This window comes from Bradyrhizobium arachidis (assembly GCF_024758505.1).
GTDB classification, from domain to species: Bacteria; Pseudomonadota; Alphaproteobacteria; order Rhizobiales; family Xanthobacteraceae; genus Bradyrhizobium; species Bradyrhizobium manausense_C.
Window position 1 is genome coordinate 9,325,687 of sequence record NZ_CP077970.1, and the last position, 25,684, is coordinate 9,351,370.

Below are 25,684 nucleotides of genomic sequence, written 5' to 3' on the forward strand. Positions count from 1 at the left end.
GCATCAATCCAGCAGCTCCCTACAGTTCAGATCATCCACCGCCATAAAAACCCGCTCGAGATTATTCCACCAGATCACCGGCGGGATGTTGCCGACCCATTGCCAGACCGGCTTGGTGATGTGCCAGAGCACCGACCAGCGATAATCCTGCGCCAGCGCGTCGCGGTCGTAGCCCTCGACGCCGTGGCCGAGCAGCGTCTCGTGATAGATGTCGAGCAGCGGCTCTTCGAGCGCGCGCCTGCGGTCGGGATACCAGTGCAGCGCCATCATATAGGCGAGGTCGCCGGTCGGCACCCCGATGCCCCACAGGTCGAAATCGAAGATGCGCACGGTGTCGGCGCCGACATCGCGCGGCAGCAGGAAATTCCAGACATGGGCGTCACCATGCGTGATGCTCATGTGACGGCGCGCATGGTAGCGCTGCGCGAGGCGGGCGGACCGATCGATCAGGCGCTCATAGGTGTCGCGCCGCTCGCCGTCGAGGCGATCGCCGAGATGATCGGCAAAGCGGGCGAAGTGTCCGGCGAATTCCGCATTGTTCCGCGTCATGGCATCCTGATCGAGCCAGACGCCGATACTCTCGCCAAGGCGGGCATCGTCCCACCAGCTCGCATGCATGCTCGCGAGCGCACGCACGATCGCGATCGTCTCTGCGGTCGATGGCGGCACCGGCCATGTGGTGGCGATATGATGCGTGTCGGTAAGGTCCTCGAGCAGCAGGTGCCAGGCGAGCGTGTCCTCGTCGAACTTGCCGTCAAAGCAGCGCGGGACAAGGAACCGCGGCATCAAGGGTGCGAGCCTGGTGTAGAAGGCGACCTCGTGCCGGCCGCCATTCGCAAAGCTCTTGCCGAAGGTGGCATTGGGCATCTTGAGAAGCAGCGATGACGGCGCGCCGGCGGCGTCGCCGACATAGCGCAGCCCAATGCGGATGATGTGCGACAGCACCGTGTCGCGCGCATGCAGCAGCTTGACCTCGCGCACAGCGCCGGCATCGAGTGCGCCGGCCTTGCGCAGCAGGCTGGTGAGCGTGGCGGCGTCGGCCACGGGTGGCAGTTGCGGATCTGTCATAAAGATGCGGTGCCCCGGATGCCGGGCCATCCTGCACGATCGCGCGCGTGAGCACCAGCGGCCGCCGTCACATCCGGCTTACGCCGCGGTCGACTCCCGCACGGTACGGACCAGCACCGACTGAAGCAACGACAGGTTCGTCGACACGCCGGAGATCGCCTGGCGCATCTCGCCGGCCCGCGCATTGACGGCGTCGGCATCCCGGCTGACATGGGCGATCTTGGTGGAGACCTCCTTGGCGGCAGAGGCGGATTCCGAAATCGAGCGCGCGATCTCGCGCGTCGCGGCATCCTGCTCCTCCATCGCTGAAGCGACCGAGGTCGCGACGCCGTCGATCTCGACGATGTGGCCGCCCATCTCCTCCACCGCGTTGACCGCGGCCTGGGTCGAGGCCTGGATCTCCGCGATCAGGCGCGCGATCTCCTCGGTCGATTTGGCGGTCTGGTCGGACAGCGACTTGACCTCGGCGGCGACGACCGCAAAGCCGCGGCCGGCCTCGCCCGCACGCGCCGCCTCGATCGTGGCGTTGAGCGCCAGGAGATTGGTCTGCCCCGCGATGCCGCCGATCAGGTCGGAGACCTCGGCGATCTTCTTCACCGAGCCCGACAGCGCCTGGATGGTCGAGCGCGCCTGCTCGCGGCCGGCGACGGCCGCCTTGGTGACGTGGCTGGTGCGCGACACCTGGGTCGCGATTTCGCGAATCGAGGTGGTCAACTGCGCGGCAGCGGCGGACACCGTCTGGGCGTTGGAGAGCGCCTGCTCGGAGGCGGCGGCGACCGACTGCGATTCCGTCGACAGCGCGCGCGCAATGTCCGACAGGCCGGAGGCGGCCTGCTCCACATGCTGCGTCGTCCGGGCCGCGGTCTCGACCGAGGCGCCGGTTTCACGTTCGACGGTCTCGGCCATGTCGAGCAGGGCCTTGCGCTTGGCGGCGCTCGCCTCCTGCTCGGCGCGCAACTGCTCGTCGCGAAGGCGGGCGTTGTCCTGCCCGCTGTGCTTGAACACGGCGAGCGCGCTCGCCATCGAGCCGACCTCGTCGCGCCGGCTGGCATAGGGGACTTCGGCGCTGAGATCGCCGGTCGCCAGCTTTTGCATCGCGTCGGTCATGCGCCCGATCGGACGGATGACGCCGAGCATGATGAAGGCAAGGCCGGCGGCGATCAGCGCCAGCACGGCGGCCGACACGCCCCACACGACATAGGAGATCGAGGCGTCGCGGTCGGCGGCAAGCTTCTCCATATCGGAATTCTGCTTGTTGGCGCGCTCCACGATCCAATCGATGACGGCGCGGTGAGCGGTATAGGCCTCCTTGAGCTGGGCATAGGCGCGCTCGGCCGCCGCGGTGTCCTTGCTCTTCAGCGCCGGCACGAGCTGATCGGCGGCCTTGAAGAACTTTTGCACCTCGGCATCGGACTTCTGCACCAGCGCGGTCTTCAATTCGGCCGTCAGGCTGGAGCCGGTCCAGAAGGTCTTGCGGTCGTCATAGTCCTTGCGGAGCTGGACCAGGCGTTCGCTGTGGGCGGCCAGCTGATCCGGCTCGCGCATCGCCAGCGTCGCCTCGAGATAGGCTTCGATCACATAGGCCGGCGGCGGCAAAATGTCGGCGACGAGGTCGTTGCCAAGCTTGATGTCGGAATAGAGCGGACCACCGACCTTGAGCTCGCGTAGCGCGTAAGCACCGGTAGCGACGACGGCGGTGAAGCCGAGCACGAGCAAGAGACCAAAAGCAATGATGGCTGAGGAAATCGACAGGCGCATTTTCATGGGCAATCCGACATTAGGAATCGCCAGAAGATACGTGCCACTCGTCAACGGAAGCTGAAGAGTCGGGTCAGAACCCGGAAAAGTTGTAGACCGTAGAACAACGGAGCCACAGCCGTTGCGTGCGCTGAGCAAGAAGTCGGGCAGTCCTAGAGCCGCGCTACTTGATCGGCGGCCGCGGCAGCACGGCTTCGCCGGCCTCCAGCCGATAGACATGGTCGAGTGAGTACCACGGCGCCGTCACGCTGCCATCGCTTGGGTGCGGCGCGTCATGGCGTATGAAATTACCGATCAGCGCCTTGGTCACGCCGAACTGCACGTCGCTGTCGAGATGCGGGTCGTTGGGATCATAGACCTGCGAGATCAGCACCTTGAATCCCGGTTTGAAGATCAGCGCATGCAGATGCGCGGGACGATAGGGATGGCGATCCTGCGCCTTTAGAAGACGGCCGACGACGCCGTTGGTCGGAATGGGATAGCCGACCATCATCACCGAACGGAACGAGAAGCGGCCATCAGCGTCGGTCGTGAACTTGCCGCGCAGGTTCATGTCGGCCTGCTCGGGATCCTGGTTCTCATAGAAGCCGACCGGCGACGCATGCCAGACGTCAATCTCGGCGCCCGCGACGGGGCGGCCCTGCCTGTCCACCACGCGCCCTTGAACGAACAGCGTCGCGCCGGGCGTTTCGGAGCGGACGATCGAGCCACCGTTCTCCACCCGCGGCGAGTTCATGCGCCAGAACGGACCGAGCAAGGACTGGTCCGTCTCGGTGTTGCCGTCGTCACCGTTGTTCAGAAGGCAGACGAGCGGGGAGACGCCGAGCGAGCCCGCCATCAGCACCGCTTCATTATGCGTGTCGTTGGTGAGCTTGCCTAGCTCGACCAGGATCGCAGCGGCCTCGCGGAACTCCGCCTCCGTCAGGCGAACGTCGCGGACGAAACCGTGCAGATGCTTCACCAGCGAGATCATGATCTGGCGCAACCGCGGATCGGACGTCCGCTCCATCACGGCAAGCGCTGCGACTGTCACGTCCTGCTCACGCTCGATGATCATGCGGGCGCTCTCCATTTACTCCGTCATTCCGGGATGGTCCGAAGGACCAGACCCGGAATCTCGAGATCCCGGGTTCGGTGCTAACGCACCGCCCCGGGATGACGGGCCACTGCGTGGCCCGTCAATTCAGCTTCTCGATCGCCACTGCGACGCCCTGGCCGACGCCGACGCACATGGTGGCGAGTGCGAGCTTGCCGCCGCGCTTCTCCATGCCGTGCACGGCGGTGAGTACCAGCCGCGCGCCGCTCATGCCGAGGGGATGACCGAGCGCGATGGCGCCGCCATGCGGATTGACGAAATCGGCATCGTCGGCGACGCCGAGCTGGCGCATGCAGGCGATGCCCTGCGAGGCAAAGGCTTCGTTCAGCTCGATCAGGTCGAAATCGCTGATCTTCTTGCCGAGCCGCTCCATCAGCTTGCGCGTCGCCGGCACCGGGCCGATGCCCATGATGCGCGGCGGAACGCCGGCCGAGGCAAGGCCGAGGATGCGCGCGCGCGGTGTAAGACCATGCTTCTTCACGGCAGCTTCCGACGCGAGGATCATCGCGGCGGCGCCGTCATTGACGCCGGAGGCATTGCCGGCGGTGACCGTGCCGGGATTGCGCACGATCGGCTTCAGTTTTGCGAGGCCTTCCAGCGTCGTCTCGGGGCGCGGATGCTCGTCCTTGTCGACCGTGACAGGTCCGGCCTTGCCGCCGGGCACCGAGATCGGCGTGATCTCTTCGGCAAAGTAGCCGGCCGCGATCGCCGCGCCCGCGCGCTGCTGCGAGCGGATCGCGAAGGCGTCCTGGTCGGCGCGCGAAACCTGGAACTCTTCGGCGACATTCTCGCCCGTCTCCGGCATCGCGTCGACGCCGTACTGCGCCTTCAAGAGCGGGTTGATGAAGCGCCAGCCGATGGTGGTGTCAAAGATCTCGGCCGAGCGCGAGAAGGCCTCCTGCGCCTTGCCCATCACGAAGGGCGCGCGCGTCATGGATTCGACGCCGCCGGCAATGGCGAGCTCGATCTCGCCGGAGCGGATGGCGCGGCCCGCCGCACCGACCGCGTCGAGGCCGGAGGCGCAGAGCCGGTTCAGGGTCTGGCCGGGAACCGAATCCGGCAGGCCCGCCAAGAGCAGCGCCATGCGCGCGACGTTGCGGTTGTCCTCGCCGGCCTGGTTGGCGCAGCCGAAGAAGACCTCATCCACCTGCGACCAGTCGAGCTTGGGATGCTTTGCCATCAGCGCCTTGATCGGGGCTGCCGCAAGGTCGTCGGCGCGGACCTTTGCGAGCGAACCGCCAAAGCGGCCGATGGGGGTGCGGATCGCATCGCAGATAAAGACATCACGCATCGGACTTTCTCCCTGAACGCCGCCGTTCGGCCAAATTTCTTCAATGTCGGCGGAGTTTTAGGAGGCCGCCCGCAGCCGGTCAATTGACGGATACGCGCGCGGCCGCATGGCTTGGCGCTCCGTCGCGCATGCCGCCGTGCGGACAGCGTGGAAAACCCGCGTTCCCCGGCCAAAGCGATAGGAGGTAAAGGCGAAATTGGATAGGTTGCGCCGCCTATGACAGTGCAACAGCCCATTCCCGTCCCAGATCCAGAAACCTCGCCCGTGCCACAGGCGGAAGCGCCCGCGCGCGTCACGCCGATGATGGAGCAATATCTGGAGATCAAGGCTGGCCATCCCGGCCTGCTCCTGTTCTACCGGATGGGCGATTTCTACGAGCTGTTCTTCGAGGACGCCGAGATCGCCTCCAAGACGCTCGGTATCGTCTTGACCAAGCGCGGCAAGCACCAGGGCGCAGACATTCCGATGTGCGGCGTGCCGGTCGAGCGCTCCGAGGATTATCTGCACCGCCTGATTTCCGCCGGTCACCGGGTCGCGGTGTGCGAGCAGACCGAGGATCCCGCCGCCGCCAAGGCGCGCGGCAACAAGAGCGTGGTGCGCCGTGGCGTGGTGCGGCTGGTCACACCGGGCACGCTGACCGAAGACACCCTGCTCGACGCGCGCGCCAACAACTATCTGCTCTCGATCGCCCGCGCCCGCTCCTCGTCCGGCGGCGACCGCTTCGGCCTCGCCTGGATCGACATCTCGACCGCCGAGTTCATGGTGACGGAGTGTTCCGGCGGCGAGCTTGCCGCGACGCTGGCGCGCATCAACCCGAACGAGGCCATCGTCACCGACGCGCTCTATAATGACAGCGAGCTCGGGCCCACCTTGCGCGAGCTGCCGGCGGTGACGCCGCTGACCCGCGACGTCTTCGACGGCGCTACCGCCGAGAAGCGCCTGTGCGATTACTTTGCGGTCGCGACCATGGACGGGCTGGCGCAGCTCTCGCGGCTCGAAGCGACCGCCGCGGCTGCCGCCGTCACCTATGTCGACCGCACCCAGGTCGGAAAACATCCGCCGCTGTCACCGCCCGCGCGCGAAGCCTCGGGCGCCACCATGGCGATCGATCCGGCGACCCGCGCCAATCTCGAGCTGACGCGGACCTTGGCCGGCGAACGCCGCGGCTCGCTGCTCGACGCCATCGACTGCACCGTGACCTCGGCCGGCTCCCGCCTGCTCGCGCAGCGGCTCGCAGCGCCATTGACGGACTCCGCAGCCATCGCGCGGCGGCTCGATGCCGTCAGCGCGTTCGTTGGCGACTCGGCCGCGCGCGAGGACATCCGCAGCATTTTGCGCGGCGCGCCGGACATGTCGCGCGCGCTGGCGCGGTTGTCGGTCGGCCGCGGCGGTCCGCGCGACCTCGCCGGCCTGCGCGACGGCATTTTGGCCGCCGACCAGGCGCTGGCGCGGCTCGCCGAGCTCGACCAGCCGCCGCAGGAGATCGCCGCGGTCATGGCGGCGCTGAAGCGGCCGTCCCGCGAGCTCGCCGCCGAGTTCGAAACTGCGCTTGCCGAACAGCTTCCGCTGATCAAGCGCGACGGCGGTTTTGTCCGCGAGGGCTACGAGCCGGCGCTCGACGAGGCCCGCAGCCTGCGCGATGCCTCGCGCCTGGTCGTGGCCTCGATGCAGGCGCGCTACGCCGACACGACCTCCGTCAAGGGTCTCAAGATCCGGCACAACAACGTGCTCGGCTATTTCGTCGAGGTCACCGCGCAGCACGGCGACAAGCTGATGTCGCCACCGCTCAACGCAACCTTCATCCATCGCCAGACCCTCGCCGGCCAGGTCCGCTTCACGACCTCGGAACTCGGCGAGATCGAAGCCAAGATCGCCAATGCCGGCGACCGTGCGCTCGGCCTCGAGCTCGAGATCTTTGACCGACTCTCCGCCAAGGCACTTGCCGTCAGCGAGGACTTACGCGCCGCGGCGCATGCCTTCGCGCTGCTCGATGTCGCGACCGCGCTGGCAAAACTAGCGGTCGACGAGAACTACGTGCGACCCGAGGTCGACGAGTCCCTCGGCTTTGCGATCGAGGCCGGCCGCCATCCGGTGGTCGAGCAGGCCTTGAAGCGCAATGGCGAGCCGTTTATCGCCAATGCCTGCGATCTCTCGCCTGCGCCCGCACAGAAGTCCGGCCAGCTCTGGCTGCTCACCGGCCCCAACATGGCCGGTAAATCGACCTTTTTGCGCCAGAACGCGCTCATTGCGCTGCTCGCCCAGATCGGCAGCTTCGTGCCGGCGGCACGCGCCCGCATCGGCATTGTCGACCGCCTGTTCTCGCGCGTCGGCGCCGCCGACGATCTCGCCCGGGGACGTTCGACCTTCATGGTCGAGATGGTCGAGACCGCGGCGATCCTCAATCAAGCCGGCGAGCGCGCGCTTGTCATCCTCGACGAGATCGGCCGCGGCACCGCGACCTTCGACGGCCTCTCGATCGCCTGGGCCGCGATCGAGCACCTGCACGAAAGCAATCGCTGCCGCACGCTGTTCGCCACCCACTATCACGAGCTGACCGCGCTCTCGGCAAAGCTGCCGCGGATGTTCAACGCCACGGTGCGCGTCAAGGAATGGCAGGGCAACGTCGTGTTCCTGCACGAGGTGCTGCCGGGCTCGGCCGACCGCTCCTACGGCATCCAGGTCGCAAAACTCGCCGGCCTGCCGCCAGCCGTGATCACGCGCGCGAAATCGGTGCTGGCAAAGCTGGAGGCGCAGGACCGTGGCCAGACCGCCCGCGCGCTGGTGGACGATCTGCCGTTGTTCGCCGTCCCCTCACGCGCGGCGACCGAAGACGCACCGCCGAGCGAGGCCGAGCTGTTGATGGACGCGGTGAAGGCGCTGCATCCTGACGAGATGTCCCCGCGCGAGGCGCTCGATGCGCTGTATGCGTTGAAAGCGAAACTGCCGAAGCAGTGACGGTGCCGTAGGGTGGCTAACCCACCCTACGCTTCTGGCGGTCAGCGGCCCGCTTTAGCAAAGGGCTCGATCAGCTTCAGGGTGGCGGCGAAGCGGATGCTGAGCTTGCCGACGAGCGCGGTCGCTTCCATGTCGGCGCCCTTGTCATCGCAGCGGCCGGAGAAGCCGATGCCGACCTCATAGCCACCGAACAAGGGATGCTCGCTCTTCGCCGGCGTGTGTTCCTGATTGACGAATTCGCCCTTCCAGCGGCCGTTCGCCGAAGAGTAGGCGCCGAGATAGTAGAAGAAGGCATCGCCGCCGAGGATGCGGCCCTCGCGCAGCAACATCACGCCGGTATGGCCGCCGGCAATTCCATCCAGCATCCGGATGTCGATCGAATAAAGTCCGCTGACGATGCCGCCCTCGCCGACCCGACCAGCCGGTGGAACGTCATCGTCGCCGAGCGGCGTCATCACGGCGCGAAACCTTGAGGCGTCCTCGACCACTTCTCCCTCGAAGCGGTAGAGCTTGCCCTGCGGCCTGCCGCGAATGCTGATTGTGACCGCGTCGGAACTGACCAGCGACCTGTGGTGCGGCGACCGGCTGTGGCGCTTCGTCCGGATCCTGGCGACGATTTCGCCATCCACAATCTCGTAGGTGCCGAGGTGGGCGAAGGCCGTGTTGCCGCCAAGCATTTTCCCGGCATGGGCGTACAGCACGCTGCGGCCGGAGCCGTCGTTGATATCGTATTCGACCTTGTACAATCCCTCCACAGCATGCCCCAATCTTGCGCTGTGGCCACCTTAGCGGGTCTGCCGGCCCGGGTAACTATCTATCCTGACGCAGGGCTGAGATCACAAGCGCAACGTGCCTCGCCTTGCGAAGCACGCACGACCAGGGCCGTAGGGTGGGTCAGCCTCGCGGCTGCGCGTTGCCGAAGATGTGAACGGTGCCGTAGCCCTGATGAGCCAACGGGTCGGCGCGAAGCGCCGCCCGATGACAGGCTCCGCGACATCCGGGACACATCGACCCGCATGTCGCTGCGCTCATGCGGGCTACAGATGTAACGCTACGCCCTCGCCGCGATCGCGGCGGCTTCCGCTGCCGCGCGCTGCATGCTGGTCGACATCTCGTTCGTCACCGTGCTCTGCTCCTCGATCGCGGCTGCCGTCGAGGTGACGTATTCGCTGACATTGTTGATCGCCTGCTTGATCGAGGAGAGCGCGCTCACGACGTCGCCGGAGATGCCGTTGAGGCTGCCGATCTCCTGGCCGATCTTGTCGGTCGCCTGCTTGGCCTGGTTGGCGAGGCTCTTGACTTCGGAGGCGACCACCGCAAAGCCCCGTCCGGCTTCGCCCGCGCGCGCGGATTCGATCGTGGCGTTGAGCGCCAGCAGGTTGATCTGGCCGGTGATGTTGTTGATCATGTCGACGATGCCGCTCATCGACTGCGCGGCTTCGGTCAGACGCTGCGCCTGCGAATCGGCTGCGGCCACCTGGTCCACCGCGCTCATCGCGGTCTCGCGCGACTTGGTCATCGCCTCCGAGATCTCCCGCACCGAGGCGTTCAACTCCTCCGAGCCGGCGGCGACCGATTCCATCATGCCGCGGACGCGCTCGTTGCCCATGCGGACCAGCACCTGCTTGGTGGTGTCGGTGGCGTATTTCACGACCTTGAACGGCTTGCCGTTGAGATCGAGGATCGGGTTGTAGGAGGCCTGGATGTAGACTTCCCTGCCGCCCTTGCCGATGCGCTTGTATTCGGCGGCCTGGTACTGGCCGCGGTTGAGCGCCGCCCAGAACTCGCGATAGCCGGAGCTGTCGCGCTCCGACGGCTCGACGAACATGCTGTGATGCCTGCCCTTGATCTCGGCCAGCGAATAGCCGAGCGCGCCGAGGAAGTTGCCGTTGGCCGTGATGATCGTGCCGTCCATGTTGAACTCGATCACCGCCTGCGCCTTGTCGATCGCCGCGAGCTGACCCGCGAGGTCGGCGTTCTTCAGCTTCTCCGCGGTGATATCGGTCGCGAATTTGACGACCTTGAACGGCTTGCCCTTCTCGTCGAGCACAGGGTTGTAGGAAGCGAGGATCCAGACCTCCTTGCCGCCCTTGCCGATGCGCTTGAATTCGCCGGCCTGAACCTCGCCACGGCGGAGAGCGGCCCAGAACTCCTGGTATGCGGCGCCGCCGCGCTCGGCCTGCGGCATGAATTGGCTGTGATGCTTGCCGCGGATCTCGTCAAGGGAGTAGCCGAGTGCCTTCAGGAAATTGTCGTTGGCGGTGATGACGGTGCCGTCGAGATCGAATTCGATCACCGCCTGCGCGCGGCTGATGGCTGCGGCCTGCGCTTCATAATTGAGATTTTGCAAACGGACCGACGCATTGGCCCATTCGACCACCGTGCCGGCGCGTCTGCCGTCGGGATGTTTCAGCGGTGTCGCAACGAGGTCGAAGGACCACTTGCCGATCCTGATCGTGGCACGGTGTTTCGAGCTGAGAGCTCCAAGCATCTGCCGCTGGTGGCTTGGATTTTTGTGGAACACGTCAATGCTCGTTCCGACGAGGTTTTCGACGCTGAACCGCGGCAGTTCCTTCCTCAAATCGGCTTCGGCTTCGCGAAGCATGCTCTTCACGGCATCGTTCAAATAAACGATGTTCAGTTTTTCGTCTGCAATCATGATGTTTGCGTCGACCACTTTGGCCGCGAGAAACGTGTAGGCATCTCCATGGGACTTACGACCAAACATCGAAACGATCTCCAGATCAAACCGTGGTCATGGTCGGGCCGCCCGCGGTTGCAGGCGTCCTCGACGAGAAGCGATTGGAGCTTTCGGCGGACCGATCACTCGCGTCTACTGGCTGAACTTGCAGCCCCATCACGCAACGCGGGACCGACTTGATGCCGATCTCCGCACAATCGCGGAAACGGCGACGACTATGATTATCGGCTAGGCACAAAGATTAAATTAACGGCGGCATCGGAAACAGGCATTAGATCACCGAAGAAATACCGACCGGCTTTTCCGCGAGATCTTCGTCGGGACTACTTGCGGTTCAGTGAAAGCTTCCTCCGGCCAATCCACCACAACGTCAGATTCCACGCGATGCACGTGGTGAGTGCGAGACTGAGTCCGATCGTCGAGCCGAATTGCGCAACCGCGACGTGCAGCACCGCGATCGCCATGCCGAAGCCGAGCAGGCCCCAGGCCGCATTCGCAAGCACCGCAGCGGTCGGCGGACCGCCGATGCGCGGATGCAGGATGATCATCATGCTGGTGAAGACGATCGGATAAAGCGCCATGATGCCGCTGATCTTCGGCCCGACCCAGCCCGAGGTCGACACCACGATCGCAACAAGCGTTGCCACCAGCGAGGCGCGGAACGGCACGTCGTACCAGCGGCGCGTGACCAGCGGCATTTTCACATGGCGGTAGCGCGCCAGTAGCGGAATGCAGATGCCGAAGGCGACGAAATTGACGGCAAGACCCGCGGTCAGCGACCAGTCGAACTGGCGGATGATCGAGGCGAGCGCGATCCAGACCAGCACGGCTGCGCCGCAACTGATGGTGAGACCGTACCGCTGCGCCAGCACGACATAGATCAGCGCCAGCACGATGGTCGCGCCGTTGATGGGCAGGCTCGCGAGCGCACCTTGCGCGATGAAGGCGGCGTCATGATCGAGCGCGAGAAAGACATAGGAGGGACCTGCCGAGATCGGCAAGGTCGCAACCAGCGCGCCGATCACCGGACCGGAGCGCTCCGCGATGATCGACGCCGTCACCACGAACGCCGCCGCGATCGCCATGCGCAGGAGAAGGAAGATGATGAAGGAGAGTTCGGCGGACATTTTTTGTTTCTTACCCTCCCCTGGAGGGGGAGGGTCGGCTCATATTGAGCGTAGCGAAATGTGAGACGGGGTGGGGTGACAGTCTCTCGACGGAAGCGGTGCCCGAGTGGAGAGATCACCCCACCCCGCTCGCGCTGCGCGCGATCGACCCTCCCCCTCCAGGGCAGGGTGGACAGCTACATCCTCTGCATCGACACCGAAATCTTCGGGCCGTTCTTGATGGTCTGATAGACCACGCAATAGCGCTCGGTGAGCTTTAGCAGCAGATCGAGTTTGTCCTGCGGCGCTGGCGTGTCGACCTCGAAGCGCAGCCGGATCTCGGCGAAACCGACCGGGGTCTCCTTGTCGACGCCGAGCGTGCCGCGGAAATCGAGGTCGCCTTCGGCATAGACGTTGCCGGTCTTCAGCGGCACCTCGATCGCAGTCGCGACCGACTTCAGCGTGACGCCGGCGCAGGCGACCAGCGCTTCGAGCAACATGTCGCCGGAGCAAAGCTCGAGCCCGGACCCGCCGGTGGCCGGGTGGAGACCTGCCATCGCAATCGCGCGGCCGGTCTCGACCTTGCAGGCGATGCCGTCGCTGTCGGTCGAGCCCTTCGCCTTCAGCGTGATCAACGCCGTTTTCGGATCGGTCTTGTAGCGTTCCTTGATCGGGGCCTGCATCTGGCGGAGCTGTGCGGCGTCCATTTTTGTTCTCTCCCGGAAAAATCGCCTTTCGATGTACCGGCTCAGGAGAAGATTGTCACCACCACATCGCCTGTCCGGGACCCTGGGTTGCGTCACGGTCGGGCACGCTGCGATCGAGCGAGCGGTCGAGCGAGGTCAGCACGTTGCGCTTGAAAGTCTCGAACAGCGGCGAATTGCGGTCGCGCGGCCGCGCCAGATTGATCTCGATCTGGTCGAACAGCCTGCCGGGTCGCGGCCGCATCACCAGCACCCGATCGGCCAGCACCACGGCCTCGTCGACATCGTGGGTGACCAGGATCAGCGTCGGCCGCGTGTCGGCCCAGAGGTCGAGCAGATGGTCCTGCAGATCGCGCCGCGTGAAGGCATCGAGCGCCGAGAACGGCTCGTCGAGCAACAGCACTTCGGGCTGCGCCACCAAAGCGCGCGCGATCGCCACGCGCTGCGCCTGACCGCCCGAGAGCTCGCGCGGCCACGCATTGGCCTTGTCGGCGAGGCCGACGCGCGCAAGCGCCTGCGCCACCTTCTCGCGCCGCTGCGAGGCCGGGAGGTCGGCAAGGCCGAAGCCGATATTGTCGGCGACGCTGAGCCAGGGCAGCAGCCGCGGCTCCTGGAAGATGATGCCGATCTTGGCATGCGGCGAGGTGATGGTCTCGCGATCGAGCGTCACCGCGCCCGAGCTCGCGCGGTCGAGGCCTGCGATGGCACGTAAAAGGGTCGACTTGCCGCAGCCGGACCCGCCGATGATGGCGACGATCTCGCCTTGCGCGATCTCGGCCGAGAAGCGCGCCAGCGCATGCACGCCGTTCGGATAGGTCTTGTCGACGCGATCGAACACCAGCATCACGCCCCTCCGCGCTCGCGGCCGAACGCATCCTGCCAGCGCAAGAGCGGCGCGGTCGCGATCTCGATCAAATAGTCCGTGGTCTTGCCGAGGATGGCGAAGATGACGATGGCGGCGACGATCTGTGCGGGCTTGCCGAGCTGCTGGCCGTCGATCAGGAGATAGCCGAGACCCTCGGAGGCGCCCATGAATTCGGCGGCGACCACGAACATCCAGCCCAGGCCAAGGCCGACGCGCAGCGAGACGACATAGGCCGGCAGCACTGCGGGCAAGAGGATACGACGGATCATCGCCGGGCCCGACAGGCGGAAGATACGGCCGACCTCGACGATCTTGCGATCGACCGAGAGGATTGCGCCCATCACGCCCAGATAGACCGGGAAGAACACGCCGACCGCGATCAGCGCGATCTTCGAGGTCTCGAAAATGCCGAGCCACAGGATGAACAGCGGCACCCAGGCGATCGAGGGAATCGCGCGCAGCGCCTGCACGGTCGGATCGAGCAGCCGGCGCGCCAGCGACCAGTAGCCCGCGATGGCGCCAAGCACGGTGCCGGCGACCACGCCGAGCACGAAGCCGAGACCGACGCGGTAAAGCGTCGCCCAGATATGCCGCGTCAGCTCACCCGAGCGGGCGAGCTCGACGATAGTGGCAAACACGCGCGAGGGCGGCGGCACCAGCCGGCCGTTGGAATAGCCGAGCCAGACCGCGAGTTCCCAGCCGAGCGCGAGGCCAACCGGCAGCACGAAACCGAGCAGCGGCCGCGCATAGCGCGACAGCCGCGAGGGCGCAGGAGCGCTCTCGGCTCGTTCCGAGGTTTGCTGCAGGACTGGCGCGTCAGAGATCATGGCCATAGCAAGCGCGTCTGGTCAGGGAATGCAAGGGAGCTGCCCACCCTCCCCTGGAGGGGGAGGGTCGGATCGCAGCGCGCCAGCGTTGCGAGACGGGGTGGGGTGAAGGTGCATCCGCAAAGACGCTGCGTGCCGAGTGGAGGGACCGTCACCCCACCCCGCTCGCGCTCCGCGCGATCGACCCTCCCCCTCCAGGGGAGGGTAAGAGAGTCTCAGTTCGTCGGCAGCGGGACCTGGTCGTCGATCAGGGCGTCGAGCGTGGCCTTGACGTCGACCTTGGCGTCGATGACGCCGGCCTGCTGGAGTGCGATGCCGGCGGCGAGGATGGAGTCGCGTTGCGGCGTGCCGATGCGGCTGTGGGTGAGCTCGGTACGCTCCTTGAGCTGCTTGTCGACGACCGCATCGGGCAGCTTGGTCACGCCGATGAAGGTCTTCTTCAGTTCGTCGTAATTCGCCAGCGAATATTTTCGCGCGTCCTCGTACACGGCCAGCACGCGGCGGACGATCTCCGGATTGTCCTTCAAGAACTGCTCGCGCACATTGAGGATGCCCCAGGTGTTGGCGTCGGCCTTGCGGTAGAACAGCTTGGCGCCCTCCTCCACTTCGGCCTGCGCCATCATCGGATCGAGACCGGCCCAGGCGTCGACGTCGCCGCGGATCAGCGCGGTCTTGCCGTCGGCGTGCTGCAGCAGCACCGGCGTGATGTCCTTCTCGGTGAGACCAGCCCCTAACAGCGCGCGCACAAGGAAGATGTGCGGATCGGTGCCGCGCGTCACCGCGACGCGCTTGCCCTTCAGGTCAGCGACACCAGCGATCTTGGAGTCCTTGCCCGTCACCAGCGCGGTCCATTCGGGACGCGAATAGACATAGATCGACTTGATCGGGTTGCCGTTGATCTTGGCGACCAGCGCCGCCGAGCCGGCGGTCGAGCCGAAATCGATCGAGCCGGCGTTGAGGAATTCGAGCGCCTTGTTGGAGCCGGCCGACTGCACCCAGGTAACGGTGATGCCGTCCTTGGCGAATTCCTTCTCCAGGAGGCCCTTCTGCTTCAGGACCATCGACACCGGATTATAGGTCGCCCAGTCGATGCGAATTTCCTTCACGGGCTCCGCCGCGAGAACCGCGCCCGGCATCAGCATTGCAGCACTTGCCCCCGCCATGAGAGTCCGTCGTGAGATCAACGCCATGCCCATCCTCCTTTAAAACCTTATTTCTTTTCAATGAGTTATGCGCTGAGGTCAACGAGAAAATCCGTGCCGTCCGGCGCGCGGCGCGAGAAGAACCTTACTCAGAGCGGGCGTTATCCAGCAAGGAACGACTATTGCCTGACAATGCCGGGTGACAGCGCCCGCCGCCTCTTATATTCGGGTTTCCATGGACAGCATCGCGAGCGAGCAAAAGGACGAGGTGGACGATCGATTCGACAGCGCGCGGGTCACCGCCGCGGTCGATGCGCTCGCCGAAAAGCACGAGGGCCGAGAGGACGCGTTCCGCTCCGCGGTCGCGCAACTGCTCAAGGCCGAGCTGATCGCGGCGCGCGCGAAGGCGCAAGAAATCCTGCTCAGGGATCGCCACGGGCGGCACTGCGCGGAGCGGCTTTGCTTCGTGCAGGACGAGATCATCCGCATCCTGTTCTCGGCGGCGACCCGCCATCTCTACCGCTCGCCGATCCCGACCGGCGCCGAGCGCATGGCGGTGGTTGCAACCGGCGGCTATGGCCGCGGTCTGATGGCGCCGGAATCCGACATCGATCTCTTGTTCATCCTGCCCTACAAGCAGACCGCCTGGGGCGAGCAGGTCGCCGAAGCCATCCTCTATTGCCTCTGGGACATGGGGTTGAAGGTCGGCCACGCCACGCGCTCGGTCGATGAATCGATCCGCCAGGCGCGCGGCGACATGACGATCCGCACCGCGATCCTGGAGACGCGCTTCCTCACCGGCGACAAGCCACTCTATGACGAATTGGTCGAGCGCTTCGACAAGGAAGTGGTGCAGGGCACCGCGTCGGAATTCGTCACCGCAAAGCTCGCCGAGCGCGAGGAGCGGCACCGCCGCGGCGGCCAGTCGCGCTATCTGGTCGAGCCGAACGTCAAGGACGGCAAGGGCGGTCTGCGCGACCTGCACACGCTGTTCTGGATCGCGAAATATGTCTACCGCGTGCGCGACACCGACGAGCTGGTCGAGCGCGGCGTGTTCGACGCGCAGGAATACCGCACCTTCCGCCGCTGCGCGGATTTCCTCTGGTCGGTGCGCTGCAATCTGCACTTCTTCTGCAACCGCGCCGAAGAGCGGCTGTCCTTCGACCTGCAACGCGAGATCGCCGTCCGGCTCGGCTATACCTCGCATCCCGGCATGCAGGACGTCGAGCGCTTCATGAAGCACTACTTCCTGGTCGCCAAGGAAGTCGGCAATCTCACCGCCATCCTGTGCGCCAAGCTGGAGGATCAGCAGGCCAAGCCGGCGCCGGTGCTGAGCCGGATGATGGCGCGCCTGCGGCCGAGCACGGTGAAGCGGCGGGTGCCCGATAGCGACGACTTCATCGTCGACAACAACCGCATCAACCTCGCCGCGCCCGACATCTTCAAGCACGATCCGGTCAATCTGATCCGCATCTTCCGCCTGGCGCAGAAGAACAACCTCGCCTTCCATCCCGACGCGATGCGCACCGTGACGCGCTCGCTCAACCTGATCAACGCGCAGCTCCGCGAGAACCCGGAAGCCAACCGTCTGTTCATGGAGATTTTGACCTCCAACGACGCGGAAACCGTGCTGCGGCGGATGAACGAGACCGGCGTGCTCGGCCATTTCATCCGCGCCTTCGGCAAGATCGTCTCGATGATGCAGTTCAACATGTATCATCACTACACGGTCGACGAGCACCTGATCCGCTGCATCGGATTCCTGCAGGACATCGAGCGCGGCGGTATCGAGGAGTTCACGCTCGCCAGCGACCTCTTCCGCAAGACCCGGCCCGAGCACCGGCCTGTGATCTACATCGCGACGCTCTTGCATGACGTCGCCAAGGGACGACCGGAGGATCACTCCATCGCCGGCGCCAAGGTGGCGCGGCGGCTGTGCCCGCGGCTCGGCTTCAGCCCGGCCGACACCGAGCTCGTGGCCTGGCTGATCGAGGAGCACCTCACGATGTCGACGGTCGCGCAGTCGCGCGACCTGTCCGACCGCAAGACCATCGAGAATTTTGCCGCGGTCGTGCAGTCGGTCGAGCAGATGAAGCTGCTCACGATCCTGACCACCGCCGACATCCGCGGCGTCGGGCCCGGCGTGTGGAACGGCTGGAAGGCGCAGCTCCTGCGCTCGCTCTATTACGAGACCGAGCCGGTCCTGACCGGCGGCTTCTCGGAAGTGGACCGGGGCAAGCGGCTCGCGGCGGCGCATGCCGAGTTCCGCATGGCATTCGCCGAATGGCCGACGGAAGAGTTAGATGCCTATATCGGGCGGCATTATCCGGCCTATTGGCTCAAGGTCGAACTGCCGAGAAAGATTCGTCACGCCCGTTTCGTGCGGTCGAGCGAACAGGCTGGCCACAAGCTCGCGATCAATGTCGGCTTCGACGAGGTGCGCGGCGTCACCGAGCTCACGATCTTTGCCGCCGACCATCCCTGGCTGCTGTCGATCATCGCCGGCGCCTGCGCCTCGGCCGGTGCCAACATCGTCGATGCGCAGATCTACACCACGACCGACGGCCGCGCGCTCGACACCATCTCGATCTCGAGGGAATACGACCGCGACGAGGACGAGGGCCGCCGCGCGACCCGCATCGGCGAGATGATCGAGGACGTACTCGAAGGCAAGCTGCGGCTGCCCGAAGTGGTGGCGCGGCGCACCGTGCGCAGCAAGGCGCGCCCCTTCGTGATCGAGCCGGAAGTGATCATCAACAATCAATGGTCCGACCGCTACACCGTGATCGAGGTCTCCGGCCTCGATCGCCCCGGCCTGCTCTACGAGCTGACCACCGGTCTGTCGAAGCTCAACCTCAACATTGCGTCGGCGCATGTCGCGACCTTCGGCGAGCGGGCGCGCGACGTGTTCTATGTCACCGACCTCCTCGGCGCGCAGATCAACGCCCCGACCCGGCAGGCTGCGATCAAGAGCGCGCTGATCCACGTGATATCAGGCGAGAAGGCGGTCCAGCCGGCGGCGTAGCCCCCCTCGTCATTCCGGGGCGCCGCAAAGCGGCGAACCCGGAATCCATCTCACCACCGACATCGCAGACAAATGGATTCCGGGCTCGCGACTTCATCGCGCCCCGGAATGACGAGGGGAGAGAGGCGGACTACACCTCCACCCCCTCATGCCTGAGCAGCCAGCGCTTGCGCTCCAGGCCGCCGCCGTATTTCACCAGCGAACCATCCGCACCGATCAGGCGGTGACAGGGCAGCACGACGCTGATCGGGTTGGAGCCATTGGCGTGGCCAACCGCACGCACCGCCTTGGGCATGTCGAGCCGCGCCGCCAGCGCGCCATAACTCATGGTGGCGCCGGCGGGAATTTTGGCGAGCGCGGTCCAGACCTTGCGCTGGAACGGCGTGCCGGCAACGCGCCAGGCGATCGCCTCGAGCTGCACGAGATCGCCATCGAAATAGCCTGACAGCGCGGTGCGCATCGCAGCCGGCGCTTGCTGCGTGCGCAAATCGACGGCGCCGTAGTGCAGGCGCAAGAGCTCGCGCATGCGGTGCTCATAATCCTCCCAGTCGAGCGCGCGCAGCACGCCGTCGACATCGGTGACGAGCAAGGCGATCCCGATCGGTGTCTTCAACCGGTCGAGAGCAAAGCGTCTTGGGCTATCAGCGGATCGGGCAGACATCGGGACATCATCGAAAGCAAAGGGCTGTCGCACTTTCCATCGCGCGCGTGCTATCGTCCACCCGAAACCTGATCCGTCTGATAATTCGTCTTGGGGGCACTTTGATCTGGATCGCAAATCTCCTGATTGCGCTGGTCGCAGCGCTTCACGTCTATTTCCTGATCCTCGAGATGTTTCTCTGGACCAAGCCGCTCGGCCTGAAGACGTTTCGCCAATCGATCGAGAAGGCAACCGACTCCGCCGTGCTCGCCGCCAATCAGGGGCTCTATAACGGCTTCCTTGCCGCCGGCCTGGCCTGGGGCCTCATCCATGGCAACCCGGCCTTCGCATTCCAGATCAAGGTGTTCTTCCTGCTCTGCGTGATCGTGGCCGGCGTCTATGGCGCCATGACCGTCAGCAAGCGAATTCTGTTCGTGCAGGCGCTGCCGGCGGCGATCGCACTGGTCGCGCTGTATTCCGCCTGAAGCAATTTGGCGCGACGTCGCGATCTTTGCGCGGCGCCCGACCTTCCTCCACAATCTCTGACAGCGATGGCAACCGTTGCAATCAACGGGATAAAGACCATCGGCAAAATTCCGTCAGGAGGAAGATTCCAAGATGAACAACAACCGTAGAGCCTTTCTGGCCGCAACGACGGCGCTCGTCTTCGCCCTCTCCGCGTCGCAGGCCCTTGCCCAGAAGAAATACGACACCGGCGCGACCGACACCGAGATCAAGATCGGCCAGACCGTGCCGTTCTCGGGTCCCTACTCGGTCTATGCCAATATCGGCAAGACGCAGGCCGCTTATTTCAAGATGATCAACGAGCAGGGCGGCATCAACGGGCGCAAGATCAACCTGATCCAGTATGACGACGCCTATTCGCCACCGAAGACGGTCGAGCAGGTCCGCAAGCTGGTCGAAGGCGACGAGGTTCTCTTCACCTTCCAGATCATCGGCACCGCGGCGAACGCCGCCGTGCAAAAATATCTCAACGGCAAGAAGGTGCCGCAACTGCTGGCTTCGACCGGGGCCGCGCGCTTCAACGATCCGCAAAACTATCCCTGGACGATTGCCTATAATCCCAACTACGTGTCCGAGGGACGGATCTACGCAAAGTACATTCTCGCCAATCACCCGAACGCCAAGATCGGCGTGCTCTACCAGAACGACGACATGGGCCGCGACTATCTCGCGGGCCTCAAGAGCGGGCTCGGCGACAAGGCCGGCAGCATGATCGTCGGCGAAGTGTCCTACGAGGTCACCGATCCCACCGTGGATTCGCAGGTGGTGAAGCTAAAGTCGATGGGCGCCGACCTGTTCTATGACGCATCCACACCGAAGTTCGCCGCGCAGGCGATCAAGAAGATTGCCGAGCTCGGCTGGACGCCGGTGCACATCCTGGACATCAATGCGAGCCCAATCTCGGCGACGCTCAAGCCGGCCGGCCTCGACATCTCCAAGGGCATCATCTCGACCAATTACGGCAAGGAGCCCAGCGATCCCCAGTGGAAGGACGATCCGGGCGTGAAGACCTTCTTCGCGTTCATGGACAAGTACTTTCCCGAGGGCGACAAGCTCAACACGGTCAACACCTATGCCTATTCGGTGGCCGAGCTGTTGACCCAGGTGCTGAAGCAGTGCGGCGACGACCTGACGCGTGAGAATGTCATGAAGCAGGTCGCCAACATCAAGGGCCATACGCCGAGCCTCGCGCTGCCCGGCATGTCGATCTCGACCGGCCCGAACGACTTCCGCGTCAACAAGCAGATGCAGATGATGAAGTTCAACGGCGAGCGCTGGGAGCTGTTCGGCCCGATCATCGAGGACACCGGTCCGTCCGGCTAGTACGGCGGGCGATTTCGTAGGGTGGGTTAGCCTTGCGATTGCGCGAAGCGTAATTTGCTGGGCGTAACCCACCACGTCTGTCGAGACGTGGAACGTAAAGAGGTGGGTTACGCCGAGCGGACTGCGCTTCGCGCAGCCTTGAGGCTAACCCACCCTACGAACTGAACTGTCAACCACATCGGCAAGTCGACCCCGGCCGTGCGACTAAAGTCGCCGCCCAGCCCGTCCAGCCATCTTGCGTCGCAGCAACCGCTCCTCCACTATCGCGCCCAGCGGTGACGTCCGCCGAGCCGCAACAGCCGGCCGGACAGATCATCGGCGATAACAACCGAGGAAATTGCGATGAGGAACAGAGTTTTGCATCTGGTGACTGGCACGGCGCTGGCCGTGGCGCTGTCGGTTTCGGCGGCCAGTGCCCAGAAAAAATATGACCCGGGTGCCAGCGACACCGAAATCAAGATCGGCCAGACCAACCCGTTCAGCGGCCCCGCTTCGGCCTATGCCACCATCGGCAAGACCCAGGCCGCCTACATGAAGATGATCAACGATCAGGGCGGCATCAACGGCCGCAAGATCAATCTGATCCAGTATGACGACGCCTACTCGCCGCCCAAGGCCGTCGAGCAGGTGCGCAAGCTGGTCGAGAGCGACGAGGTGCTGCTGACCTTCCAGCTGCTCGGCACGCCGTCGAATGCCGCCGTGCAGAAATATCTCAACGCCAAGAAGGTGCCGCAGCTGTTCGCGGCGACCGGCGCCTCGAAGTTCACCGACCCGAAGAACTTCCCGTGGACGATGGGTTTTAACCCGAACTATTTCGTCGAAGGCCGCATCTACGGCCAGTACATCATCAAGAACCATCCGAACGCCAAGATCGGCATCCTCTATCAGAACGACGACCTCGGCAAAGACTATCAGAACGGCATCAAGGCCGGCCTCGGCGACAAGGCCTCCACGATGATCGTTGCGGAAGCCTCCTACGAAGTGTCCGATCCGACCATCGATTCGCAGATCCTCAAGATCAAGGCGGCAGGTGCGGACTTGTTCTTCAGCGCCACGACGCCGAAGCAGGCCGCGCAAGCCATCAAGAAGATCGCCGAGCTCGACTGGCATCCGGTGCACATTCTCGATATCAACGCGACCTCCGTCGGCGCGGTGATGAAGCCCGCGGGCCTCGAAGCGTCCAAGGGCGTGATCAGCGTCGGCTACGGCAAGGATCCACTCGATCCGACCTGGAAGGACGATGCCGGCATGAAGAAGTATTTTGAGTTCATGACCAAGTACTATCCGGATGGCGACAAGGACTCGAGCTTCAACAGCTACGGCTACATGACCTCGCAGCTGATGGTCTACGTGCTGCAGAAGTGCGGCGACGACCTGACCCGCGAGAACGTCATGAAGGTTTCCACCAGCCTGAAGGACGTCCAGCTCGACCTGTCGCTGCCGGGTATCGTCGCCAACACCTCGCCGACCGACTACCGCGTCAACAAGCAGCTTCAGATGATGAAGTTCAACGGCGAGCGCTGGGAGCTGTTCGGTCCGATCATGGAGGATGCGGGTCCGGCGGGTTAGTTGTCACACAATTCGAGACGACGATCGGCGGCCGCAGGGCCGCCGATTTTTTTGATCCGTCACCCTGAGGTGGCCGCCTCTTCGGCGGCCCTCGAAGGGCGACGGCCCGCCTGGTAGCCATACCGAAGCATCGGGGCCGTACATCCTTCGAGGCTCGCAAGAGCTCGCACCTCAGGATGACGGGGAGAGATCGTGGATTTGTAGGCTTCTATTTCGGCACTTCCCCAAAATTCTTCCCCACCGGCAGCACGGCGTGGCGGATCAGGCGCGAATCCTCCACCGCGGCCTGGCGGTGCTTGACCGCCTCGCGATAGACGGGATTCCGGATCATTTCGACGAAGGCGGCGACGCTTGGGTATTCGGCGATGAAGCAATGGTCCCAGCGCTCCTCGCTTGGGCCGATCAGCATCAGCTCGAACCGGCCCTGCCAGACGATGCGGCCGCCGAGGCGCTCGAACACCGGGCCGCTCTCGCGGCCATAGGCGGCATAGGCTTCGGCGCCGGTCGCCTTGCGGCCGTCGGGATAAGCGGCCTCCTTCCGCAGGCGCACGAGATTGAGCATGTGGATCGGACCGGGGCGGTCGTTCTCCCGGAATTGCGCAAAAACGTCCTTGGTCGGATCGATATGGCCCATGCGGATGTCCTCTTCTTTTGATGCCGCCGATCCTAGCGTTGCGGAACCGCTGCCGCAGCTCCTAATGCCGCGTTAAGCTTTGCGTAACCGGGCTTTAAACAGCCACCGCTAGCGTGCGGCGGGGCGGACTGACCGGGCGTTTTGCGTATGGCGTGGGCGAAGAAAAAAGGCGGTGGACGCAAGGAGCCGCTATTCGGCCTGCCTGCGGCGCTCGCCGATCTGCGCCTGACCGCCGCCGACCGCATCCCCAACGCCGAAGACAAGCCCAAGAAATCTACCAGCCAATCGTCCGCCAAGCGCAAGAGCGACAATTCAGACGACGAGCCGCCGCGCGAGCGGAAGCCTGCGCCTGCCCGCAGCGGCTCAAAACGCCGGTCGAAGTCGCGCCTGCGCGTCGGCATCGGCCGTCTGTTCTACTGGAGCGCGGTGCTCGGCCTCTGGGGCGCGATCGCCGTGATCGGCGTCGTGATCTGGGTCGGCGCGCATCTGCCGCCGCTGCAGTCGCTGGAAATCCCCAAACGGCCGCCGACCATCCAGATCGTCGGCGTCGACGGCAGCGTGCTGGCCCAGCGCGGCGAGATGGCGGGCGCCAATGTCGCGCTGAAGGACCTGCCGCCTTATCTGCCAAAAGCGTTCATCGCCATCGAGGACCGCCGCTTCTATTCGCATTTCGGCATCGACCCGGTCGGCATCGCGCGCGCGCTCGTCACCAACGTCATGCATCGCGGCGTCTCGCAGGGCGGCTCGACGCTGACGCAGCAGCTCGCCAAAAACCTGTTCCTGACCCAGGAGCGCACCATGCAGCGCAAGCTGCAGGAAGCCGAGCTCGCGCTCTGGCTGGAGCGCAAGCATTCCAAGAACGAGATCCTCGAGCTCTACCTCAACCGCGTCTATTTCGGCTCCGGCGCCTATGGCGTCGAGGCCGCCGCGCAGCGCTATTTTGGCAAGTCGGCCAAGAACGTCACGATTCCCGAGGCCGCGATGCTCGCCGGTCTGGTCAAATCGCCGTCGCGCCTTGCGCCGAACCGCAACCCCGAAGGCGCCGAGCAGCGCGCGCAAATCGTGCTGGCGGCGATGGCGGACGCGAAATTCATCACGGAAGCCCAGGCGCAGGCCTCGATCGGCCATCCCTCCTACAATGTGAAGCCGGCCGGCGCCGGCACGGTCAACTACGTCGCCGACTGGATCGGCGAAGTCTTGGACGATCTCGTCGGCCAGATCGACCAGAGCATCGTGGTTCAGACCACGATCGATCCAAAGCTCCAGAGCGTGGCAGAGGCCGCCATCATCGACGAGCTCGCCGCCAAGAGCGTGAAGTTCAATGTCAGCCAGGGCGCGCTGGTGGCGATGACGCCCGACGGCGCCGTGCGCGCCATGGTCGGGGGGCGGAACTATTCAGAGAGCCAGTATAACCGCGCCGTCACCGCGAAACGGCAGCCGGGCTCCTCGTTCAAGCCGTTCGTCTATCTCACAGCGGTCGAGCAGGGGCTGACGCCCGATACCATCCGTCAGGATGCGCCGATCGAGGTCAAGGGCTGGCGCCCCGAGAACTACACGCATGAATATTTCGGCGCGGTGACGCTGACGCAGGCGCTCGCCATGTCGCTCAACACGGTCGCCATCCGCCTCGGCCTCGAGGTCGGACCGAAGAACGTGGTGCGCACCGCGCACCGGCTCGGCATCTCCTCAAAGCTCGAGCCCAACGCCTCGATCGCGCTCGGCACCTCCGAAGTCTCTGTCGTCGAGCTGGTCGGCGCCTATGCGCCCTTTGCCAATGGCGGGCTCGCGGTGTCGCCGCATGTGGTGACGCGGATCAAGACGCAGGAGGGCAAGCTGCTCTACATGCGCCAGCCTGAGGACCGTAACCAGGTGATCGAGCCGCGCGCGGTTGCGATGATGAACAGCATGATGCGGGAGACCCTGATCTCCGGCACCGCCAAGAAGGCTGAGATCCCCGGCTGGATGGCCGCCGGCAAGACCGGCACCAGTCAGGATTACCGCGACGCCTGGTTCATCGGCTACACCGCCAACCTCGTCACCGGCGTCTGGCTCGGCAATGACGACAACTCGCCGACCAAGAAGGCGACCGGCGGCGGCCTGCCGGTGGAAGTCTGGACCCGCTTCATGCGCACCGCACACGAGGGCGTGCCGGTCGCGGCGTTGCCGAACGTGCAAGGCGGCTGGGGCCTGTCGAACCTCGCACAGGCGGCCTCGCAGGTGTCAGCGCCGACGCCGCCGGCGCCGGTGAGTGGCGGCTATCGTCCCGCACCGACACGCACCAATGTGAGACCGGAGCCCGCGGCAGGTCTCGACGGCTGGCTGATGGACCGACTGTTCGGCGGGAACCGGTAGCGCCTCACGCGCGACGGGATCGCGCCGCCTACAAGAGCATCGAAACAACCCCATGCACAGTAGCCGGCGATTCTCGGCGTGATGCAGGGTGGAGTTTGCGAAG

The 25,684-nt window shown here is 64.9% G+C and carries 19 protein-coding genes; 6 read left to right on the forward strand and 13 right to left on the reverse strand.

Translation table 11 applies throughout. The features are described from left to right. Positions 1-3: 3 nt before the first annotated feature. The 4 genes from KUF59_RS43515 to pcaF all read right to left on the reverse strand — a co-directional run bounded on the left by KUF59_RS43515 (position 4) and on the right by pcaF (position 5,213). Entirely contained in the window at positions 4-1,068 is a 1,065-nt protein-coding gene (locus KUF59_RS43515; RefSeq protein WP_249141025.1) for a phosphotransferase family protein, read from the reverse strand. Between the two features lie 78 nt (positions 1,069-1,146). Next, positions 1,147-2,832, reverse strand: coding sequence for a methyl-accepting chemotaxis protein (locus KUF59_RS43520; protein WP_212462469.1), 1,686 nt, complete (start codon positions 2,830-2,832; stop codon positions 1,147-1,149). Positions 2,833-2,989: 157 nt separating this feature from the next. Continuing rightward, positions 2,990-3,883, reverse strand: coding sequence for a dioxygenase family protein (locus tag KUF59_RS43525; RefSeq protein ID WP_212462470.1), 894 nt, complete (start codon positions 3,881-3,883; stop codon positions 2,990-2,992). 121 nt (positions 3,884-4,004) lie between these two features. Next, on the reverse strand, positions 4,005-5,213 hold the full coding sequence (gene pcaF, locus KUF59_RS43530) for a 3-oxoadipyl-CoA thiolase (RefSeq protein ID WP_212462471.1): 1,209 nt from the start codon (positions 5,211-5,213) through the stop codon (positions 4,005-4,007). A 216-nt stretch (positions 5,214-5,429) separates the two neighbouring features. Here pcaF and mutS point away from each other — a divergent pair, with 216 nt between their 5' ends. Continuing rightward, complete coding sequence (gene mutS / locus KUF59_RS43535; protein ID WP_212462472.1) at positions 5,430-8,168, forward strand: DNA mismatch repair protein MutS; 2,739 nt, start codon at positions 5,430-5,432, stop codon at positions 8,166-8,168. Positions 8,169-8,209: 41 nt separating this feature from the next. Here the strand turns inward: mutS and KUF59_RS43540 are convergent, their stop codons facing one another. From KUF59_RS43540 to KUF59_RS43570, 7 genes are all read right to left on the reverse strand, one after another. After that, positions 8,210-8,923 carry a hypothetical protein gene (locus KUF59_RS43540; protein WP_212462473.1) on the reverse strand — a complete coding sequence of 238 codons (714 nt, stop codon included), beginning with the start codon at positions 8,921-8,923 and terminating at the stop codon, positions 8,210-8,212. Positions 8,924-9,219: 296 nt separating this feature from the next. Then, positions 9,220-10,896 (reverse strand): methyl-accepting chemotaxis protein, encoded by a 1,677-nt coding sequence (locus KUF59_RS43545; protein WP_212462474.1) that lies wholly within the window; start codon positions 10,894-10,896, stop codon positions 9,220-9,222. 296 nt (positions 10,897-11,192) lie between these two features. Beyond that, complete coding sequence (locus tag KUF59_RS43550) at positions 11,193-11,996, reverse strand: hypothetical protein (protein WP_212462475.1); 804 nt, start codon at positions 11,994-11,996, stop codon at positions 11,193-11,195. A 176-nt stretch (positions 11,997-12,172) separates the two neighbouring features. Then, positions 12,173-12,682 carry an OsmC family protein gene (locus tag KUF59_RS43555; RefSeq protein ID WP_212462476.1) on the reverse strand — a complete coding sequence of 170 codons (510 nt, stop codon included), beginning with the start codon at positions 12,680-12,682 and terminating at the stop codon, positions 12,173-12,175. 55 nt (positions 12,683-12,737) lie between these two features. Beyond that, positions 12,738-13,523 (reverse strand): ABC transporter ATP-binding protein, encoded by a 786-nt coding sequence (locus KUF59_RS43560; RefSeq protein ID WP_212462477.1) that lies wholly within the window; start codon positions 13,521-13,523, stop codon positions 12,738-12,740. Beyond that, entirely contained in the window at positions 13,523-14,371 is an 849-nt protein-coding gene (locus tag KUF59_RS43565) for an ABC transporter permease (protein ID WP_212462539.1), read from the reverse strand. The genes KUF59_RS43560 and KUF59_RS43565 overlap by 1 nt, the downstream gene beginning before the upstream one ends. Before the next feature lie 215 nt (positions 14,372-14,586). Further along, complete coding sequence (locus KUF59_RS43570) at positions 14,587-15,561, reverse strand: aliphatic sulfonate ABC transporter substrate-binding protein (RefSeq protein ID WP_212462478.1); 975 nt, start codon at positions 15,559-15,561, stop codon at positions 14,587-14,589. 187 nt (positions 15,562-15,748) lie between these two features. Between KUF59_RS43570 and KUF59_RS43575 the strand changes: the two genes are divergently transcribed. After that, entirely contained in the window at positions 15,749-18,538 is a 2,790-nt protein-coding gene (locus KUF59_RS43575) for a [protein-PII] uridylyltransferase (RefSeq protein ID WP_212462479.1), read from the forward strand. A gap of 130 nt (positions 18,539-18,668) precedes the next feature. On the opposite strand, the gene KUF59_RS43580 is transcribed toward KUF59_RS43575, so the two are convergent. Continuing rightward, complete coding sequence (locus tag KUF59_RS43580) at positions 18,669-19,199, reverse strand: methylated-DNA--[protein]-cysteine S-methyltransferase (RefSeq protein WP_212462480.1); 531 nt, start codon at positions 19,197-19,199, stop codon at positions 18,669-18,671. Positions 19,200-19,300: 101 nt separating this feature from the next. Between KUF59_RS43580 and KUF59_RS43585 the strand changes: the two genes are divergently transcribed. The 3 genes from KUF59_RS43585 (at position 19,301) to KUF59_RS43595 (ending at position 22,595) form a co-directional block, all read left to right on the forward strand. After that, a complete protein-coding gene (locus KUF59_RS43585) occupies positions 19,301-19,663 on the forward strand; it encodes a DUF1304 domain-containing protein (protein ID WP_249141030.1) in 363 nt (120 codons plus the stop codon). Between the two features lie 133 nt (positions 19,664-19,796). Next, the gene (locus tag KUF59_RS43590) at positions 19,797-21,026 is read left to right on the forward strand and encodes an ABC transporter substrate-binding protein (RefSeq protein ID WP_212462481.1); all 1,230 of its coding nucleotides are present in this window, start codon (positions 19,797-19,799) and stop codon (positions 21,024-21,026) included. A gap of 342 nt (positions 21,027-21,368) precedes the next feature. Beyond that, complete coding sequence (locus KUF59_RS43595) at positions 21,369-22,595, forward strand: ABC transporter substrate-binding protein (RefSeq protein WP_212462482.1); 1,227 nt, start codon at positions 21,369-21,371, stop codon at positions 22,593-22,595. Between the two features lie 208 nt (positions 22,596-22,803). On the opposite strand, the gene KUF59_RS43600 is transcribed toward KUF59_RS43595, so the two are convergent. Further along, positions 22,804-23,229 (reverse strand): DUF1330 domain-containing protein, encoded by a 426-nt coding sequence (locus tag KUF59_RS43600; protein WP_212462483.1) that lies wholly within the window; start codon positions 23,227-23,229, stop codon positions 22,804-22,806. Between the two features lie 147 nt (positions 23,230-23,376). On the opposite strand from KUF59_RS43600, the gene KUF59_RS43605 reads away from it, so the two are divergent. Continuing rightward, positions 23,377-25,581: a transglycosylase domain-containing protein gene (locus tag KUF59_RS43605; RefSeq protein ID WP_212462484.1), complete on the forward strand. Its 2,205-nt coding sequence runs from the start codon at positions 23,377-23,379 to the stop codon at positions 25,579-25,581. Positions 25,582-25,684 lie beyond the last annotated feature (103 nt).

Bases quoted from the DNA above. Each gene is read 5' to 3' on its own strand.
- KUF59_RS43515 (WP_249141025.1), bottom strand. From the start codon at position 1,068: ATGACAGATCCGCAACTGCCACCCGTGGCCGACGCCGCCACGCTCACC.
- KUF59_RS43555 (WP_212462476.1), bottom strand. From the start codon at position 12,682: ATGGACGCCGCACAGCTCCGCCAGATGCAGGCCCCGATCAAGGAACGC.
- KUF59_RS43560 (WP_212462477.1), bottom strand. From the start codon at position 13,523: ATGCTGGTGTTCGATCGCGTCGACAAGACCTATCCGAACGGCGTGCAT.
- KUF59_RS43600 (WP_212462483.1), bottom strand. From the start codon at position 23,229: ATGGGCCATATCGATCCGACCAAGGACGTTTTTGCGCAATTCCGGGAG.
- KUF59_RS43550 (WP_212462475.1), bottom strand. From the start codon at position 11,996: ATGTCCGCCGAACTCTCCTTCATCATCTTCCTTCTCCTGCGCATGGCG.
- KUF59_RS43605 (WP_212462484.1), top strand. From the start codon at position 23,377: ATGGCGTGGGCGAAGAAAAAAGGCGGTGGACGCAAGGAGCCGCTATTC.
- KUF59_RS43525 (WP_212462470.1), bottom strand. From the start codon at position 3,883: ATGATCATCGAGCGTGAGCAGGACGTGACAGTCGCAGCGCTTGCCGTG.
- KUF59_RS43580 (WP_212462480.1), bottom strand. From the start codon at position 19,199: ATGTCTGCCCGATCCGCTGATAGCCCAAGACGCTTTGCTCTCGACCGG.
- KUF59_RS43590 (WP_212462481.1), top strand. From the start codon at position 19,797: ATGAACAACAACCGTAGAGCCTTTCTGGCCGCAACGACGGCGCTCGTC.
- KUF59_RS43545 (WP_212462474.1), bottom strand. From the start codon at position 10,896: ATGTTTGGTCGTAAGTCCCATGGAGATGCCTACACGTTTCTCGCGGCC.
- mutS (WP_212462472.1), top strand. From the start codon at position 5,430: ATGACAGTGCAACAGCCCATTCCCGTCCCAGATCCAGAAACCTCGCCC.
- KUF59_RS43520 (WP_212462469.1), bottom strand. From the start codon at position 2,832: ATGAAAATGCGCCTGTCGATTTCCTCAGCCATCATTGCTTTTGGTCTC.
- KUF59_RS43595 (WP_212462482.1), top strand. From the start codon at position 21,369: ATGAGGAACAGAGTTTTGCATCTGGTGACTGGCACGGCGCTGGCCGTG.
- KUF59_RS43575 (WP_212462479.1), top strand. From the start codon at position 15,749: ATGGACAGCATCGCGAGCGAGCAAAAGGACGAGGTGGACGATCGATTC.
- KUF59_RS43570 (WP_212462478.1), bottom strand. From the start codon at position 15,561: ATGGCGTTGATCTCACGACGGACTCTCATGGCGGGGGCAAGTGCTGCA.
- pcaF (WP_212462471.1), bottom strand. From the start codon at position 5,213: ATGCGTGATGTCTTTATCTGCGATGCGATCCGCACCCCCATCGGCCGC.
- KUF59_RS43565 (WP_212462539.1), bottom strand. From the start codon at position 14,371: ATGATCTCTGACGCGCCAGTCCTGCAGCAAACCTCGGAACGAGCCGAG.